Source organism: Amycolatopsis anabasis, from assembly GCF_009765355.1.
Lineage (GTDB): Bacteria > Actinomycetota > Actinomycetes > Mycobacteriales > Pseudonocardiaceae > Amycolatopsis > Amycolatopsis anabasis.
In genome coordinates this window covers 57,892-76,126 of record NZ_VTHK01000032.1, presented here as the reverse complement: position 1 = coordinate 76,126, position 18,235 = coordinate 57,892, and the positions used below count along the sequence as shown (strand labels likewise).

13 protein-coding genes are annotated in these 18,235 nt (G+C 70.7%); 2 read left to right on the top strand and 11 right to left on the bottom strand.

Annotated elements, in window-relative coordinates:
• Window positions 1–34: 34 nt before the first annotated feature.
• The 10 genes from FXO23_RS33505 to FXO23_RS33460 all read right to left on the bottom strand — a co-directional run bounded on the left by FXO23_RS33505 (window position 35) and on the right by FXO23_RS33460 (window position 13,528).
• Window positions 35–2,017 carry a multicopper oxidase family protein gene (locus tag FXO23_RS33505; RefSeq protein WP_246258188.1) on the bottom strand — a complete coding sequence of 661 codons (1,983 nt, stop codon included), beginning with the start codon at window positions 2,015–2,017 and terminating at the stop codon, window positions 35–37.
• On the bottom strand, window positions 2,014–2,241 hold the full coding sequence (locus FXO23_RS33500) for an MbtH family protein (protein WP_158889703.1): 228 nt from the start codon (window positions 2,239–2,241) through the stop codon (window positions 2,014–2,016). The genes FXO23_RS33505 and FXO23_RS33500 overlap by 4 nt, the downstream gene beginning before the upstream one ends.
• 90 nt (window positions 2,242–2,331) lie before the next feature.
• Window positions 2,332–3,378: a FecCD family ABC transporter permease gene (locus tag FXO23_RS33495; protein WP_158889701.1), complete on the bottom strand. Its 1,047-nt coding sequence runs from the start codon at window positions 3,376–3,378 to the stop codon at window positions 2,332–2,334.
• On the bottom strand, window positions 3,375–4,436 hold the full coding sequence (locus tag FXO23_RS33490) for a FecCD family ABC transporter permease (RefSeq protein ID WP_246258187.1): 1,062 nt from the start codon (window positions 4,434–4,436) through the stop codon (window positions 3,375–3,377). The genes FXO23_RS33495 and FXO23_RS33490 overlap by 4 nt, the downstream gene beginning before the upstream one ends.
• Window positions 4,433–6,127, bottom strand: a complete 1,695-nt coding sequence (locus tag FXO23_RS33485) for an ABC transporter ATP-binding protein (protein WP_158889699.1) — start codon at window positions 6,125–6,127, stop codon at window positions 4,433–4,435. Before FXO23_RS33485 ends, FXO23_RS33490 begins: the two co-directional genes overlap by 4 nt.
• Window positions 6,120–7,841, bottom strand: a complete 1,722-nt coding sequence (locus FXO23_RS33480) for an ABC transporter ATP-binding protein (protein WP_158889697.1) — start codon at window positions 7,839–7,841, stop codon at window positions 6,120–6,122. The genes FXO23_RS33485 and FXO23_RS33480 overlap by 8 nt, the downstream gene beginning before the upstream one ends.
• Window positions 7,842–7,874: 33 nt before the next feature.
• Window positions 7,875–8,729 (bottom strand): siderophore-interacting protein, encoded by an 855-nt coding sequence (locus FXO23_RS33475; protein ID WP_158889695.1) that lies wholly within the window; start codon window positions 8,727–8,729, stop codon window positions 7,875–7,877.
• A 504-nt stretch (window positions 8,730–9,233) separates the two neighbouring features.
• Window positions 9,234–10,973, bottom strand: a complete 1,740-nt coding sequence (locus FXO23_RS33470; protein ID WP_158889693.1) for an ABC transporter ATP-binding protein — start codon at window positions 10,971–10,973, stop codon at window positions 9,234–9,236.
• A complete protein-coding gene (locus FXO23_RS33465) occupies window positions 10,970–12,802 on the bottom strand; it encodes an ABC transporter ATP-binding protein (protein ID WP_158889691.1) in 1,833 nt (610 codons plus the stop codon). The genes FXO23_RS33470 and FXO23_RS33465 overlap by 4 nt, the downstream gene beginning before the upstream one ends.
• A 174-nt stretch (window positions 12,803–12,976) precedes the next feature.
• The gene (locus FXO23_RS33460; RefSeq protein WP_158889689.1) at window positions 12,977–13,528 is read right to left on the bottom strand and encodes a TetR/AcrR family transcriptional regulator; all 552 of its coding nucleotides are present in this window, start codon (window positions 13,526–13,528) and stop codon (window positions 12,977–12,979) included.
• 97 nt (window positions 13,529–13,625) lie between these two features.
• On the opposite strand from FXO23_RS33460, the gene FXO23_RS33455 reads away from it, so the two are divergent.
• Window positions 13,626–14,933: an MFS transporter gene (locus tag FXO23_RS33455; RefSeq protein WP_158889687.1), complete on the top strand. Its 1,308-nt coding sequence runs from the start codon at window positions 13,626–13,628 to the stop codon at window positions 14,931–14,933.
• On the opposite strand, the gene FXO23_RS33450 is transcribed toward FXO23_RS33455, so the two are convergent.
• Window positions 14,911–16,473, bottom strand: a complete 1,563-nt coding sequence (locus tag FXO23_RS33450; RefSeq protein WP_246258186.1) for an FAD-binding oxidoreductase — start codon at window positions 16,471–16,473, stop codon at window positions 14,911–14,913. The two genes, FXO23_RS33455 and FXO23_RS33450, sit on opposite strands and share 23 nt — an antisense overlap.
• Before the next feature lie 176 nt (window positions 16,474–16,649).
• Between FXO23_RS33450 and FXO23_RS33445 the strand changes: the two genes are divergently transcribed.
• Window positions 16,650–18,221, top strand: a complete 1,572-nt coding sequence (locus FXO23_RS33445) for an aspartate aminotransferase family protein (protein WP_158889685.1) — start codon at window positions 16,650–16,652, stop codon at window positions 18,219–18,221.
• The last annotated feature ends 14 nt before the right edge of the window (window positions 18,222–18,235 follow it).

Sequence of the window (18,235 nt, the reverse complement as noted above, 5' to 3'; positions counted from 1 at the left end):
CGAATCCCCCAAATCTTTCGAATGTCCACAGTGGTCAGTGTTGCCCGTGGCCGAGTTCGTGTTCCATCGAGCGCGCGATGGCGAGCACCTGCCTGGGCTGCACGAGGAACGGCCGCATCATGCTCATGTCCTCGTGTTCGAACATGTGGCAGTGGTAGACGAACTTGCCGCTCACCTCGGTGAACTTCACCGCGAGGTCGACGCATTCCCCGGCCGCGACGGTGATCACGTCCTTCCAGCCCTGTTCCGCGGGCGCGATCGGCTGGGTTTCTTTGAACGCCACCGGTTTCGCGGTTCCGCCCCCGATCCCGCCGCCGGGCAGGTCGAGGAACTGGAACCCGTCGATGTCGTAGAACTCCCGGGACAGCGGCTGGAACGCGGACACGTGCAGGTGCATCGGATGCGGCCAGCCCGAATAGTCCAGGTTCAGGAACCGCCACCGCTCCCAGCCGCCGGTCTCGGCGGCGTACTGCACCGGATCGCTCCACCGGTAGGCCAGGCGCCGCCAGGTGGTCACCGATCCGTCCTTCTCCCGGACCTGCACCACCCCGTCGACCGGACCGGGCCCGGCGGGCGGATCGATCCGGGTCATCTCCCACATCCGCGCGTGGCTCACGCCGACCGGGGTGAGCATCACCATCCGCTCCGGCCTGTCCCGCACGGCCTCGGCGGTGACCCGCGCGAACGACCGGGACAACCGCGGCGGCAGCGTGAACGATTCGGCGGTGCGCCGCGTGCCCACCCGGAACTCGAGGAACTCCGGCCAGGGACCCGGGTCGTAGTCGACGTTGCGCAGCCGAAGTTTCCGCCCGGCGAGCGCCCGGAAGTCGATCAGCACGTCGGCCCGTTCGGCGGCGGCGAGCCCGAACCCGTCGCGGACGTCGACCGGCGCCGCAAGCAGGCCCGAGTCGGTGCCGATCACGAAGATCGTCCCGGCGGGCAGGGGATTCCCGTCCTCCCCGACCAGCCGCACGGTGTAGGGCCGCGTGTTGGAGGCGTTGAGCATCCGGAACCGGTACCAGCCGGGGGCGACGTCGAGGTGCGGCCACACCGTCCCGTTGACCAGGGTGTACGGCCCGGCGAACGAGCGGACCTGCCGCAGCGGTTCGGTCCGCATGACCGTGGTCTTGTGCAGGACGGTTCCGGTGAGCCGACCGGCGGAGTCGGTGTCGAAATTGCGGTCGCAGAGGATCAGCGGCACCTCGCGGTCCCCGGCGGGCAGCCGCAGCGCGGCTTCCTCGTCGTCGCGCAGGAGGTACATCCCCAGCAGCCCGGACATCACGTTCCAGCGCGTGATGTGCATGGCGTGGTCGTGGTACCACAACGCGGTGGCCGGTTGGTCGTTCGCGTATTCCGCGGGCTGCCCGTTCCCGGGCAGGATCGCGTCTTCGGCCCAGCCGTCGCTGCTGCCGTTGCTGAACGCCCCGTGCAGGTGCACCGACGTCCACGGCGGCAGCGCCGCCACGTCCGCGCGCGGCTCGACGCCCTCCCTGCCGGGCACGTCCCACTGGAAGGGATCGGCGTTCTCGTCGAAGGGCACCTCCACCACCGGCAACGGGTACCGCCCGGAAAGCTCGTTCACCCAGGTGATCCGCAACCGCTGCCCGCGCCGGGCTTCGATGACCGGACCGGGGAACTGGCCTTCGTAGCCCCACAGGTACGACGGCGGCAGCTGCGAGTGCAGCCTCGTCCACAGTGGACGCATCCGGATCGTCAGCTGGGTGGTCCCGTCCGCCCGGTAACCCCGGATCCGGGGCGGAATCCGCAGCGGGTCCCGGAACGCTTCGAGCGTGGTGACCGTGCCGCCGGGCACCCGCGTCACCGGCGCGGCCGGGGCCGGGTCCGCGACCGGTGCGGCGGCGCCGTGCGCGTGTCCCGCCGCGGGCGCGCCCGCCGCCGCTGCGCCGCTGCCGGTCCGCGCGGGCCGGGATTCCGCGGTCACCTGGGCGATTCCGAGCGCGACCGCGCCGGTCGCCCCGGCCTTGATCAGGAAGTCACGCCGGTTGACCCCGCTCACGCCTGGTCTGTCCCCGCCGCCTCCATCGCGTCGATGAGGCTCTTCGGGCGCAGATCGGTCCAGTTCGCCTCGATGTAGCCCAGGCATTCCTGGCGGCTCGACTCGGTTTTGACGATCTCCCAGCCGGCCGGAACGTCGGCGAAGGACGGCCACAGCGAATGCTGGTTCTCCGCGTTCACCAGTACCAGGAACCGGCCGTTCTCGTCATCGAAGGGATTCGTCATCTGTACTTCTCCACCCAGGCGATCTTGATCAACTCTTAGGTGAGCCTAGCCTAATTTCCTCGCGGGTGGCAGAGGCGAACGTGTGACCTCTCAAGCTTTTCCGCGCCGCGATTCGCCAATCAGCAACCACCCCAGGTAGAGCCCGCCGAACACCACCGTGGTGACCCCGACCGGGAGCTGCGTGGACGGCAGGACCCGTTGCGCCACCAGGTCCGCGAGCGCGAGCAGGAACCCACCGGCGAGCGCGGAGACGACCAGCGACGGGCCCGCCGAACGCGCGAGCCGTTTGGCGATCTGCGGCGCCGCCAGCGCGACGAACGTGATGGGCCCCGCGGTCGCCACGGCCACCGCGCTGAGCATGACCGTCACCACGATGGCGCGTCGCCGGATCCGGTTGACCCGCAGCCCCAGCCCGGTCGCCGTGTCCGGGCTCAGTTCCAGGGTCAGCAGCGGACCGCTCAGCGCGAACGCCGCCGGGAGCGCCACCGCGAGCACGACGAGCAGGATCCAGACCTGGTCCCAGGACCGGCCGTTCAGGCTGCCGACCATCCAGACCTGGGCGTTCAGCGAATCGGTCAGCTCCGCCCGGCTGAGCAGGTACGCCGTCCCCGCGCTCAGCAGCGCGCTGATGCCGACGCCGACGAGCACCAGGCGGTAACCCTGCACCCCGCCCCGGTACGCGAGCAGGTACACCAGGCCCGCGATCACCGCGCCACCGACGATCGCGCCGGCGCCGACCGAAACCAGTCCGGCGCCCTTCAGGGTGAGGATGCAGAACACCGCGCCGAGCGCGGCGCCGCCGTTGAAGCCGATGATGTCCGGGCTGCCCAGCGGATTCCCGGTGAGGCTTTGGAAAATCGCCCCGGCCACGGCCAGCGCGGCGCCCACCAGCACCGCGACCAGGGCACGGGGCAGGCGGACGTCGTTGACGAAGTAACGCTGCTGCCGCGTCCCCTCACCGGCCAGTGCCCGGAACACCTGGCCGAACGAGATCGGGAAGTTCCCGGCGAACAGGCTGACCAGCACCACGCCCAGGCACAGCACGGCGAGCACCAGCGCGACGACCGCGGCGCGCCGGTGCACGCGCAGGGCCACCGTTTCGCTTGCGGTGCGCAGGATCCACCGATTCGCGGTCATAGGGCCGCCACCCGCCTCCGGCGCACCAGGTAGATGAACACCGGCGCCCCGACCACCGCGGTGACCACGCCGACCTCGAGTTCCCCGGACGGCAGCACGACCCGGCCGAGGATGTCCGAACCGAGTACCAGCAGCGGCGCGGCCACCAGCGAATAGGGCACCACCCACCGGTAATCGGGACCGACGATCGCGCGGACCGCGTGCGGCACCGCCAGCCCGACGAACCCGATCGGGCCGGCCGCCGCGGTCGCGCCGCCGCACAGCAGCACGATCGCGACCCCGGCCAGCAGTCGCGTCCGGCCCACGCGGGCGCCCAGGGCGCGGCCCACCTGATCCCCGAGGGCGAGCGCGTTCAGCGCACCGGTGATGGAGAACGCGATGACCGCGCCGATGGCGAGGAACGGCACGACCTGCACCAGCACCTCGGCGTTCCGGTTCACCAGCGAACCGATCGTCCAGAACCGCATCAGCTGCCAGGACTGCGCGTTCGTCGTGGTGATCGCGGTGATGATCCCGGTCAGCACGGCGCCGACCACGGTGCCCGCGAGCGCGAGCCGGACCGGCGTCGGCCCGCCCCGCCCGGTCGAACCGAGGAGGTAGACGACCACCCCGGCGATCGCCGCGCCGGCGAACGCGAACCAGGCGTACTGCGCCAGCTGGGTCAGCCCGAACAGGAGAACCGAGGCGACCACACCCACCGACGCGCCCGCGTTGACGCCGAGCACACCGGGGTCCGCGAGCGGGTTGCGGGTCAGGGCCTGCATCAGCGCGCCGGAGGCGCCCAGCGCCGCGCCGACCGCGAGGCCGAGCAGGGTGCGGGGCATCCGCTGGTCCCAGATCACGTTGGCGTCGTAGGACCCGTCGTAACCGAAGATCGCGTGCCACACCACGTCGAGCGGGATCGGTTTGGCTCCCACCGCGACGCTGACCAGTCCGACGAACAGGATCAGCCCGGCGCCGACGAGCAACCCGCCGCTCCGCGCGGCGACCCGGCGGCGGCGCACGGGCCAGGACGCGACGGGCGTGTCCCGCACCAGTGATTCCGAACGTGTCGTCACAGCCGCCCCAGCTCCGCGGTTCGCCCCGCTTCCAGCCGCACCGCGTACGGCAGGCGGTCGATGGTGGCCTTGCGGTGCGCGATGACGATCAGCGACCGGTCTTCCCGCAGCCGGTCGAGGGCGGCCTCGATCCGTTCCGCGGTGACCGGGTCCACGTCCGCGGTCGCCTCGTCGAGGATGAGCACCGCCGGATCGACCAGCGCCGCCCGGATCAGCCCGATGAGCTGCCGCTCCCCCGCCGACAGCGCGTCCCCGGCCGGGGTCAGCGGCGTGTCCAGACCCCGCGGCAGGCTCGCGACCCACTCCCGCAGGCCCAGTTCGGCCAGCGCCCGGTCGATCCGGTCATCGTCCGGAGTGGATGGTATGAGCCGCAGATTCTCCCGCAGTGTCCCGGAAACCACGTGCACCCGCTGCGGGATCAGCATGATCCGGCGGCGCAGCTCGTCCGGCGGCAGGTCCGGCAGTGGAATCCCCGCGTACCGGACCTCGCCCTCGTCCGGGAGGTACAGCCCGGCCAGCAGTTTCGCGAGCGTGGTCTTACCCGATCCGGTCGGCCCGACCAGCGCGGCCCGCGAACCCGGCGGGAACTCGCAGGACACGTCGACCAGCGCCGGTACACCGTCCACATAGGAGTAACGCAACCCGGTCGCGTGCAGGGCGCCGCGTTCGGGCGCGGCCGCGGCCTTCGGCGTGCGATCGGCCCGCGCGGTCCCGTCGAGCAGATCGAGCAACCGGGCCAGCCCGACCCGCGAGGTCTGCAGCTGCCCGACCAGGCCGCTGAGCTGGTTGACCGATTCGAAGAGCTGGCGCATCGCGAGCACGAACACCGCCACCGTGCTCACCGGCATCCCGCCGCCGATCACCAGCCAGCCACCCAGCAGGAGGATGACCGCGTCGGCGACGCCCTGCGCCAGGGTGACCCCGCTGGCGCGCAGCACCGTGAACTCCGACCACACCGCGGCCTTGCGCAGCCGGTCGGAATCGCGCCGGAACCGCTGGGACCACTGGCTTTCCGCGCCGTACGCGGCCAGCAGTTCCTGGGCACCGACACCCTCGGCGTAGGTCGCGGCGACGGTCGCCTTCTCGGCCGCCTCCGCGGCGAAGGCTTCCTTGGCGCCCCGCTGGAACCAGCGCATGGTCAGCGCGGCCAGCGGCAGGAACACCAGCACCAGCACCAGCGTCAGCTGCCACGAGTAGACCAGCAGGACCGCCGTGGTGAAGACGAGGTATCCGGCCACCGACAGCAGATCCGGCAGATCCGACCGGACGAACGAGGACAGGTCGGCGATTTCGCTGGTGGTGCGGCGCAGCAGATCACCCGACCGCTGGGCTTCCAGGAACCGCAGGGGCGCCGTGGCGAGCCGGGCGACCGCCAGCTCCCGCAGCGACGACACCACCCGCTCGCCCGCGCGCGCGAGCCACAACTCGGCGCTGCGCAACAGGATCATCCGGGCGACCACCAGCACGACGAACACCCCGGCCACCGCGTACAGGCCCGGACCGTCGCGCTGCTCCACCCGGTCGACGGCCCAGCCGACGACCGGCGGCAGGAACGTCATGGCCAGCGTGGCGGCGGCGCTGAGCACGAGCGCGGCCGCCACGGCCCGCCGGTGCGGCCGCAGATAAGGCCAGGCCCGGCGCAGCACCCGCGCCTGCGACGGCCGTTCGCTCAGAACCGGGGCCTCAGCCACCCGTGCCCCCGATCGCCAGGCTCGGCGCCCGGTCCGCGGATTCCCCCGCGCGCCGGGGATCCGGCAGCGCCACCCGCCGGTCCGCCGCGGCGATCACCGCCTCCCGGTGGCTCGCGAACACGATCGTCCGCGGTGCCGCGGGATCGGAGGCCCACGCCCGCAGGCGCTCCAGGATCCGCCGCTCGGTGGCGGCGTCCACGGCCGAGGTGATGTCGTCGAGCAGCAGGACATTCGCGCCGTGCAGCACGGCCCGCGCGAGGGCGAGGCGCTGGAGCTGCCCACCGGACAAGGTGTTGCCGCGTTCCCCCACCTCGGTCCGGTACCCGTCGGGCAGGGCGTCGAAATGGGTGTCGATCGCCGCGATCCGGCACGCCGCGCGCAACTCCTCGTCGGTCAGTCCGGGGCGGCCGAGCCGGAGGTTGTCCGCGACCGTCCCGGACACGACCTCCGGCCGCTGCGCCACCACGACGAACCGCCGGCGCACCTCCGCCAGCCGCGCCGCGCGCAGATCGACGCCGCCGTACCGCACGGCCCCGGCGTCCGGATCGTCCCAGCGGCCCAGCAAACGCAGCAGCGTGGACTTCCCGGACGACAGCGGCCCGGTGACCGCCACGAACTCACCCGGTTCGACGGTCAGCTCGATCGGGCCGATGCCGTGTGCCGCCACGCCGTCGGCGACCAGCGTGCCGGACGCGGGCAGTTCCGCCGGATCCGCGGGATCGGTGAACGCGGGCGTCACCAGCAGTACCTCGTTGATCCGTCCGGCGGCGGTGAACGCCTCGCCCAGTTGCGTGAACCGGCCGGTCAGCACCCCGACCCAGACGCCGAGCATGCTCATCCAGCTGGTGAACGCCACCAGGCCGCCGACGGTGAGTGAACCGCCGATCACCGCGTGCCCGCCGACGAGCAGGCCGACGGCCGTCGCGGCGCCGGGGACGAACGGCGCGCCCGCGGCCCACCACGCCGCGACCCGGGCGGTGGCCACGGTTTCCCGGGTGACTTCGGCGCTGCGCAAGGCATGCCGCTCGACCAGGGGGCCCTCGCCGCCGATCCCCCGGACCGCGGCACTCGCGGTGAGCAGTTCCTCCACCGCGTCGGCCCGCGCGCCGTGTGCCGCGGACAGCCGGGAATTGACCGCGGCGAACCGGCGGGGCAGCACGATGTTCAGCACGACCAGCACCGGCACGGTCGCCAGCCCGGCGATCGCCAGCACGCCGTCCTGGTCGGCGACCAGCACCAGGATCACCGCGAAACCGACGAGCCCGGTGACCATGGAGGCGCATCCGGCGAGCCAGGTGTACACGAGATCGACGTCGCGGGTTCCGCGCGTCGCCAGGTCTCCGCGCCCGAACCGGGCCAGGGTCCGCCGGTCCAGTCGCAGGGCGCGGTCGAGCAGCGCGCCGCGGAGTTCGTTGGCGGCCCGGATCGCGGCGACGGTGACCAGCCACTGCATCAGGGCGAGCCCGGCCACCAGGGTCACCGCGATGCCGACGATCACCGCCGCCCAGCGCGCGGTGGCCGCCAGGTCGCCGCGCTGGATTCCGGTGTCGATCGCGTACTGCACGCACAGCGGGAAGATCACTGTGGACAGCTGGAAGATCGTGCCGCCGGCGACCGCACCCGCCAGCAGCGGCCAATACCGGCGCAGGCAATGGGCGAGCAGACGCGCCGCGCCATGCCGCGGGTAGCCGCGCACGCCCTGCTCTTCGGTCATCGGTTGTTCCCCCGGTTCGGCCTTCTTCGCGGATCAGTCGTCCTGGTGATCGGCGGCCACGTGCGGAGCGTCCTCGTTCTTGCCGTACCGCCAGTAGCCGCAGAAGCTGATCCGGCGGCGATCGATCAGGCGCTCGCGCACCAGGTGGCGGCGCAGCGCCCGCACCCCACCGGCTTCCCCGGCGAGCCAGGCGTACACCGGCCCCTCGGGCAGGTCCGCGGCGCGGATCGCATCGACCAGTGCGGTGCTCCGCCCGGCCGGGACGCCGTCCCGCGGCAGCCAGCGCACTTCGACCTCGGCGCTTGTGCGCCAGTCCTGCCGGTCGCCGAGCCCGGGAACCTCGACGAAGACCAGGGCCCGCGCACCGGCCGGGAGGCTCTCCACGATCCCGCCGATCGCCGGCAACGCCGTCTCGTCCCCCGCGATGAGCTGCCACGCGGTGTCCTCGGCCGGACCGTATTCCGCGCCCAGCGGCGAACCGTGTTCGGCGTTCGGGCCCCAGATGATCGCCCGATCCCCCGGTTTCGCCCGGCCCGCCCACCGCGACGCGGGCCCGGTGTCGCCGTGCAACACGAAATCCACGTCGATCTCGCCGGGCCGCAACGCGCGGATGGTGTAGGTGCGCATGACCGGCCGCCGCTCGTCCGGCATCTCCCGGAACCGCGCGTACCAGTCGGCACCGGTCGGCACCGCGAGCTCACCGGAACCGGGTTGCGGCAGGAACACCTTGATCCGCTGATCCGGCCCGCCGGTCGCGATGCCCCGCAGGCCGTCCCCGCCGAAGGTCACCCGGACCAGATGTTCGCCGATTCTGGTCACCGCGACGACTTCGGCGTCGAAGTGCAGGAACGGCTCGACGCCAACGGCGGAACCCGGGATCGCGGTCATACGTACAACTCCAGCGTCAACCTGCCGACTTCGTCGGACTCTGGCCACCCAGCAACAAAGGTTAGCCTAACCATAGGGGTAGGCCGGTGTCACCGATTCCCGGGGTACCAAGATCGACAGGAGCGAGAGCAGGAGTCAAGCACCTCCGTGTTCTGGCAGGCAACCAGGCGCCACTGCCTATTCCCTTTGGCCATTACATAAAGCAGGGGTCGTGAGCGGTACCTTCAACGCCCCGAAAGCCACAGTGGTGTCCTCCGCCTACCGGAACGGGGAACACACGCGACCAGAACGAGGGACTCGCGGCGGGCGGGGATCCCGCTGGCGCGTGTCCCCCGTTTCGGACGTGCGAGTCCCTCGTTTCGGTAGGCCGAGTTCCCCATTTCGGTAGGTCCCCCCGGGCACCCCGACGAGCACGGCCTCGTGGCGGTCCCTCTTAGCCGACAACGCGTGGTCAGACCGGTCAGAACCGCCCGTACCGCTCACGACCCCGACTTCGGCGAGACGTCAGGCTTTCGCCGTGATGTGCCAGCTCCGCGCGTGTTCGTACTGGTCGTACAGGCGGGCGAACGTCCCGGCGGAATCGCGGAGTTCGGCCGGGGTCCCGACTTCGGTGACCCGGCCCCCGTCGAGCGCGACGACCTGATCGGCGGTGGCCAGGGTCGCCGGCCGGTGCGCGATCACGATCACCGTGCGGTCCGGGTCCTGGGCGAGGTTCGCGATGGCCTGGCTGATGGCCCGCTCGTTCTCCGGGTCGAGCGCGGAGGCGGCCTCGTCGATGAGCACGATCCGGGCGTGTTTGAGGAAGGCGCGGGCGATGGACACCCGCTGGCGTTCGCCGCCGGAGAGCTGCGCGCCGCCCTCGCCGACCCGGGTCTGCCAGCCGTCGGGCAACCGGTCGACGACCTCGTCCAGGCGCGCCGCCGCGGCCGCGGCCTCGAGTTCGGCGCGGGTGGCCTCCGGATGGGCGAGCCGGAGGTTCTCCTCGATGGTGTCGTCGAACAGGTAGACGTCCTGGAAGACGATGGCCACATCGCCGAGGAGGACGGGGTGGTCGTACTCGCGGACGTCCACGCCGCCGACCCGCACGCTGCCGGAGTCCACGTCGAAGAACCGGGCGATGAGCCGGGTGACCGTGGTCTTCCCGGAGCCGGACGGCCCGACCAGCGCCGTGGTCGTCCCGGGACGGCACCGGAACGACACCTCCGACAGGGCCGGGGTGTCCCCGTAGGAGAAGGTCACGTCCTCGAATTCGATGTCGGCGCTCTGCACGCGGCGCACCGGATTCCGGCTGTGCGGCAGCGCCGGGGTGTGCAGGATCGCCTCGACGCGCGAGATGTTGTTGTCCATCGCGCGCAGTGCCCCGATGAGTTCGATCAGGTTGCCGAGCGGTTCGAGGAAGCGCACGGCCAGGACGAGCAGCGCGACCGTGTCGGCGATCATCAGGGTTCCGTTGAGCAGGAGCAGCGCGCCGACCACGAGAATGGCCACGAAACCGGCCATCACCACGCCGGTGTAGGTCAGATCGGGAACCATCGACCGGTTCAGCCCCTGCCGGTAGGTCCGGCGGTGCACGTCCAGCGCGTTCCGCATCCGGGTGCCGCCGGTGGCGCCGTGGCCCGCGGCGCGCAGCACGGTCTGCGCCTGGCCGAGTTCGATGGCGCGCCCGGCGATTTCGGTCGCCGCCGCGTCCAGCTTGCGTTCCGCGACCCCGGCGATCCGGCCGGCCCGCCGCAGCGTCAGGAGCGCGACGGGCAGGATGGCGAGGAACACCAAGGCGAGCCGCCAGTCCACCGCGAAGGTGACCCCGACGATGGTGAGCGGCACGAGCGTCGAGGTGATGGCCGGAGCCCCGATCGTCACGGCCAGCTGGCCGACCCCACCGGCGGCCGCGGTGACGGTGCGGGCGAGCCGCGTCTTGTGTTCGGCGGTGAACCAGCCCAGCGGCAACGTGGTCACATGCCGCATCAGGTGGTGGCGGAGCTGCGCGGTGAGCTGGCCGCTGGCGGCGAACCCGATGGGTGTGGAAATCACGTTGAGCACCACGTAAACGGCGAGGCCGATCGCACCCAGGATCAGCCAGGGCTTCGCCGCGGCGAAATCGGGCTGCGCCTGCAACAGGGCCCGCAGGATCGGCACCAGCAGGCCGAGCAGCAGTCCCTGCAGGACCGCTAGCACGGCGTGCAGCAGCCCCAGCCGGATCAGCAGCCCGGGGTGCGGCCACAGCCGGTAGAGGTGGCGGATCATGCGTGGTCTCCGTTCTGCTGGGCTCGCCACATGCGGGCGTACAACCCGTCGCGCGCGATGAGTTCGTGGTGGGTGCCGGATTCGACGAGGCGGCCTTCGTCCAGGACGAGGATCTGCTCGGCGCCCGCGATCGTGTGCAGCCGGTGCGCGATCACGAGCACGGTCTTCCCGGCGGCGAGTTCGGCCAGCGCGTCCTGCACGGCCGTCTCGTTGTCCGGGTCGAGTGCGGCGGTAGCCTCGTCCAACACGACAATCGGCGCCGCCGCGAGGATCGCGCGGGCGATGGTCAGGCGTTGCCGCTCCCCGCCGGACAGCCCGCCCCCTGCGGAGCCGAGCACCGTGTCGTAGCCGTCCGGCAACTGCTCGATCACGTGGTCGACGCGGGCCGCCCGGGCGGCGGCGCGAACCTCCTCGTCGGTGGCGCCGGGACGCCCGATGCGGATGTTCTCGGTGACGGAATCGCGCAGCAGCACGACGTCCTGGAACACCAGCGACATCGACGCCAGCAGATCCGTCGAGGCGAGGTCGCGGACGTCCGCGCCGCCGATGCGGATCGCGCCATCGGTCACGTCGTAGAACCGCGGCAGCAGACTGGCCAAAGTGGACTTCCCCGCGCCGGAGGGACCGACGATGGCGGTGACCGTGCCGGGCTCGCAGACCGCGGTGATCTCGCTGACCGCATTGGTGACGCCGTCGTAGGAGAACGTCACACGGTCGAATTCGATGCGGTGCCCTTGGGGCTGCCGAGGCCGCGCGGGTTCGGGCAGCGGTTCGCGGGAAAGCAGGCTCTCGATGTGCCCGGCCGCCATCCGCCCCTTGCGCAGCCCCTGGGAACCGTGCACCGCGGGCACCATCGAGGTCGGCAGCCCGACACCCACGATCAGGAACGGCAGCAGATCGGCGGCGGTGAGCGAGCCCGCGCTCACGAAACCCAGTCCGGCGATCATCACCACGCCCAGGACCGCCATCTCCGACGCGAGCAACCGGTCCAGCGCCGAGCTGTACTTCACCTCGTCGATCCAGGCCTTGAACGCCGCGGAGTGCTCGCGCACCGCGTCGGAGAACCGCTCCAGCATGCGGCCGCCCATGCCGAACGTCTTGACCACGGTGATCCCGTCGGCGTACTCGACGCTGGCGGTGCTGATCCGCCGTTCGGCGGCGAACAGGCGCGCCATGTGGGCCGGCATCGACCGCATCGCGACCTGGAAGAAGAGCACCATCAGGACGAGGACCGAGATGGTGATCAGCGCCATCCGCCAGTCCACGAACACCAGGTAGCCGAAACCGACGACGATCGCGGAGGCCGCGCCCACCATCTCGCCCAGCGAGTGGGCGATCAGCTGGTGCATCTCCTCCAGATCGTCGGTCATCGCCTTCTTCACCGCGCCCGAACCGGTCGCCCGGAACCAGCCCAGCGGCAGGACGCCCAGGTGCCGCACGATCCGCACCCGCAGGTGGTGCAGCGTCTCCGCGTCGGCGTAGTGCCCGAGGCGGGAGGACACGAAGACGAGCACCAGCCGCAGGGACGCACCGGCCGCGCCGATGCCGACCCAGGTCCACACGGTGGCCGCCGACGCCCCGCCCGCGCCGAGCACCGCGCGCGCGATCTCCGCGACCGCCACGTACGGGGCAAGCCCGACCGCCGCGCCCACCGCCGAGAGCACTGCGCAGACGACCAGGTGGGTCCGCACCGGGCGGAGCAGCCGGGCCAGCGCACCGGCGCGCATCAGCCGCGGGGCGTCCCGATCGGGCGGCGCCGGCTTGTCGGGTGTGGCGGGCCGGGCCGCCCGGTTCTGGTCCGTGGTTGTCGCCGTGTCCGTGGTTGTCATGAGCCTTTCCCGTCGTGTCGTCAGTTCACGCCACTACGTCCCAGTGTCCCCGTGAAATGACCGACAGTCAGTCACTTATCTTCAAGAGGATAGGCTAACCTAATTCGCAGCCCTCGACCAGGGCCGTGACCACCGAAGACGGGGAGGAACAGTGTGGCCGGATCAGCCCCGGCGCTAGGGAACCTCGGCCAGCAGCGCGCGGCAGAGACGCGTGACTTCGGCCAGCATGCGTTCCCGGTCGCCGGGGAAGTGCAGGATGTGGTCGGCGGTGCCGTGCATCGCGTGGTACAGGACGACCGCCGCGGCTTCCGGATCGGGGACACCGGCGCCGATTTCCTTGATCAGGTCGCGCAGGGCGTCGACGGCGAGGTTCGGGGTCGGCTGCTCGGGCCGCGAGGTGTGCTGGAACAGCACGTCGTGGAGCCGGATGTCACCGAGGTATTCGGTGATACCGGCCAGGATCCACTGTTCGACCCGGGCGATGCCCTCGGCCGTGCGCGCGGCCTCGCGCTGCCGGCTCACGAAGCGTTCCCGGTAGCGGTCCCGGAGCGCGCCGATGAGATCGGCCTTGTTCGTGAAGTGCAGGTAGAAGGTCCCCTTCGCGACACCGGCGCCGACGGTGACGTCGTCGACGGTGAGGGAATCGATGCCGTCGCGCAGCACGAGCGATTCCGCCGCGTCGAGTAGTTCGCTCCGCCGCTGCTCGCCCGGCTTCGTCCGTGCCACCTCGTCCCCTTCCGTTACCGCTCAGCCTATCGGCCGAGACGCCCAACGTTACCGCGTATATGACATTCATTTTCGCTAAAACTCGGAAGGAGCCCCGATGACCGGAACGGACCCCGGAACCCAACGGAGTGCCGCGCCGGCGAATCCCGATGATCCGGCGAGGCACGGCGACCGGTCCGGGTCGTCGCGGCGGCGGCGGTTGCTGGTCATCGGTTCGCTGTACCTGGTGAGCGACATCGGTTATTCGTTCTTCCTGGCCGCGCTGGGCACCATCCTGCTCAGCCGGGGAGTCTCGCTGAACACCGTGGCCCTGATCAACCTGCTCGGGATGATCTACTTCGCCCGGTTCCTGATCGGCCCGCTGGTGGACCGGTTCGGCTCACCCCGGCTCGGCCACTACCGCGGCTGGCTGGTACTCACCCAGATCGCGATGATCCTGATCCTGGCCGGGGTCGCCCTGCTGGATCCGATCGCGAACCTGGCCGCGGTCCTGGCCCTGCTGACGGCCGTCCTGGCGCTCTCGGCGTTCCACGACACCGCCATCAACGGGTTGGCCGTGCGGATGCTGCCCGCGGCCGACCACGGCATCGCGAACGGGATCCAGGTCGCGGCCGCGAGCCTGTCCATCATCATCGGCTCCGGCGGCGCCCTCCTGCTCTACGCGCGCGCCGGTTGGACCACCACCCTGTTCGCCCTCGCCGCGGTGTTCGGCATCCCGCTGCTCGTGCTCGCCCGCCTCGCCGAACCACCGGCCGGGCGGCCGGAACGCGGCGCCGCGCAGTGGCTGGCGCTGTTCAGCTTCTTCCGCCGCCGGCGAACCGCCACCTGGACGGTGCTGGTGATCCCGCTGTTCGTCCTGGGCGACTGGCTGGCGAACGTGCCCCAGTCCCCCATGCTGCTCGCCGCCGGGTGGTCGCTGGACCGGATCGCGTTCGTCCAGTACACGCTGGCGACCGGGACCCAGATCCTCGCCGCGCTCGCCGCCGGCGCGGCCATCACCCGGTACGGCAGAACGCGACCGGCGCTGGTGGCCGGCGTGCTGGCGGTCGCGGCGACGGCGGCGCTCCTCCCGCTCGCCACCGGGCACGACAGCCCGGGGCTGACCACGGCCGCGCTGATCGCCGGGGCGGTCGCCTACGGCGCGAAGCTCACCTGGGTCTCGACGGTTTCCATGGATCTCGCCCGCAAATCCTCGGCGGCCACCGACGTGACCTTGCCGATGTCGATGGTCGGCATCCTCCGGATCGTGGTCAGTTCCGCCGGCCTCGGCCTGGTCGCGCGCGTCGGCTACCCGTGGCTGATCGGTGCCGCGGTGTTCTTCGCGGTGGCCGGGACCGCGGTCGCCCTCGCCTGGACCCGGACCCAGCTCGAGCGGCAACCGGTCAGCTCGGGCGGATGGACATGACGTGCCGGAAGAAGTTCCGGGGATCCCACTTCGCCTTGATCCGCTGCAGGCGCGGATAGTTCTCCCGGTAGTACAAAGTGGACCACGGCACCCCGGAGGTGTTCCACTCCGGGTCCAGCAGGTCGATGTCCGGGTAGTTGATGTAGGCGCCGGTGTTGATCTCGTTGGGCACCGGCACCCCGCCGGTCGCGGCGTGCACGTCCCGGTAGATCTCCTGCATCCAGCGGAGGTGCTGCTCGTCCTCCGCGGGGTCGTTCCACGCCGCCATGTAGAAGGTCTTGAGCACCGCGGCCCGGGGGATGGCGGTGGCGGTGGCCGAAACGGTGTTGACCTTGCCGCCGTAGCCGATGTACTCCAGCGACGAATTGGGGCCGAAGTAGTCCGCGTTGGTGAGGTGCCGGTAGGCCGCGGCGAGTTGCTCTTCGCTGTGCGGGCCGCGCAGGTCCGCCGATTTAACCTTGCGCCGCACCGCGATCGCCCAGGGACCGGTGTCGGGCACCGCGAGGTACTGGCTCGCGGCCAGCCACGGGAGGGTCTGCCGCCGGATCACCGGCTTGACCCCGACGCCGAGGTTGAGCTCGGCGAGGAAACGGTCCAGCCGCCCGCTCGCGTCCGGCACGTCGACCGGTATCTGCGTGTGCATGGCGACGTGCCCGGCGGACTGGTGGAGGCACCTGATCAGCGCGTAAAGGCCCACGTTCGGGGAATCCACGGCGCTGTTCGCCAGCTGCCAGTCGATGAAGTTCCGCACCAGCCGGACGAAATCGGCCTCGGTGAGCTCCGGCCACGGCCACTCCACCTCCGCCACGTGCACCGAGCCGGGCGGGCGGGGCAGCAGCTGGGCCGGATCGTTGCCGGTGGCATCGGGCGACCGCATCCAGTACCGGGTGACGACGCCGAAGTTTCCGCCGCCGCCACCGGTGTGCGCCCACCACAGATCCCGGTTCGGATCGTCCTCGGCGCGGGTGGCCACCACGGTCGACGCGGTGCCGTGCTCGTCCACGACCACCACCTCGACCGCGTCCAGGTAGTCCACGGTCAGGCCCAGCAGCCGGGACAGCGGGCCGTAGCCACCGCCGCAGATGTGCCCACCGGCGCCGACGCCCATGCAGAAGCCGCCGGGAATGGTCACGCCCCAGTTCTGGAAGAGGGTCTCCAGGATGTGCCCCACGGTCGCGCCGGCTTCGATGACGAAGGCGTTGCGCTTCCGGTCGAAGTCGACCCGGTCCATCCCGGAGAGGTCCAGGATGACCTCGACGTCCGGGGACGCGACGAACGCTTCGCCGCAGTGCCCGCCGGAGCGCACCGTGAGCCGCTTTCCCGCGGTCACCGCCTCGCCGACCGCCTGTTCCACCTGCCGGGTGGTGTAGGCCAGCCGGAAGTATTCCGGTCGCGCGATGAATCGGTAGTTGTCCGCCCTGCCCAGTTGTGCATAACGGATGTCGTCCGGGGTGACCGTCACCGCCTTCCGCGCGGAAGCATTGATTTCGCCCTCCCGCTGGAAGGGTTCCAGATCTCTTTCAACAAGGCGCTCCGTCACCGCTCAACCCTCGCAGGGAGATCACGCCCGCACAACATAACCGAAAGTTGGGGGTCGTTTTATATCGCGCGATTTAAGCCCGTTGTACGCGTCGCCGGGAAGGACTGTAATGGCAGCAACCGACGCAGGTGAATCACACACAAGTTGTCGTCACCCGGTAACAGAAAGAGGTAGCAATGAGTGCTTCATCCCTTGAGCCCGCCTTCGCGGACTCCCTCCTGAACGAGTGGCTGTCCGGTATGGGACTCGGGGTCGAGTACGTTCGTGCCGAGGGCAACACGCTGTACTACCTGGACGAAAACGGCCAGGAGGTCCCGGTTCTCGATCACGCCTGCGGATTCGGTTCCCTGATCTTCGGCCACCACCACCCGGAGATCGTGGCGCACGCCAAATCGGCGCTGGATACCCAATACCCGGTGCACGCGCAACTGTCGGTCCAATCGCATGCCAATCGGATCGCCACCAAGCTGAACGAGATCATCCACCGTGAAACGGGCACCAATGAGCCCTATTCCGCGGTATTCGCCAACAGCGGCGCCGAGGCGATCGAGATCTGCATGAAGCACGCCGAGCTCGAACGGCAGGGCCGGATCGCCGAACTCACCGCGGAGATCACCGCGCACCTCGACGAGGCACGCGAGGCGGTCCGGGCGGGTTCCGCCACCGTCGCCGACGACGCGATCGTCGTGGCCAGCGGTCGGGGCGCTCACGATTTCGAGAGCCTGATCGCCGAGATCGAACGCCGGAACGCCGAACGGCTCGCCCAGCCTCCGGTGTACCTCACCCTGGAAGGCGCGTTCCACGGCAAGCTGGTCGGCAGCATCCAGCTCACCCAGAACGAGCAGTGGCGGGCCCCGTTCACCTCCCTGGCCTCCTCGGCGCGATTCGTCCCGGTCGACCAGCCCGAGGTCCTCGCGAAGATCATCGAGGACGAGCGCAAGAGCCTGTACGACGTCGTGGTCGAGGCGGGCGTGGTCCGGGTCGTCGAACGGGATTTCCCGGCCGTCGGCGCGTTCTTCGTCGAGCCGATCCGCGGCGGCGCCGGGATGAAACCGGTCACCGCGGAGTTCGCGCGCGAGATCGAGAAGGTCTGCGAGGCCCTCGGCTGCCCTCTCGTCGTCGACGAGGTGCAGAGCGGTATGGGTCGGTCCGGTGCGTTCCTCGCCAGTTCCCACATGGGGCTGCGGGGCGACTACTACACGCTGGCCAAGAGCATCGGCGGCGGGATCGCCAAGAACTCCGTCGTGCTCGTGCGCCAGGACCGGTTCCGCCCGGAGTTCGAGGTGATCCACAGTTCGACGTTCGCGAAGGACGGCTTCTCCGGAGCCATCGCCCTCAAGGTGCTGGACATGCTGGAGGCCGACGACGGCCGGGCCTACCGGCTCGCCGCGGAGCGCGGCGAGCGCCTGATCGCGATGCTCAACGCGGTGCGGGCGGACTTCCCCGAGGTGCTCAAGGAGGTCTGGGGGCTCGGCCTCATGCTGGCGGTGGAGCTGCAGGACCAGTCGAACGCGGCTTCGGAAATCATCCGGGAGAAGGCCCAGTCCGGAGTCCTCGGCTTCCTCATCGCCGGTTACATCCTGCGCGAACACCGGATCCGCGTGCTTCCGGCCGGTCCCGGCTGGAACTTCGTGCGCTTCGAACCGTCGATCTACCTGACCGACGAGGACATCGAGCGCACCGAGGCGGCGCTGCGGTCGGTGTGCACCGTGCTGCGCGACGGGGACGGAAAGCGCCTCGTCCCGTGATTTCGGGTGGCGGG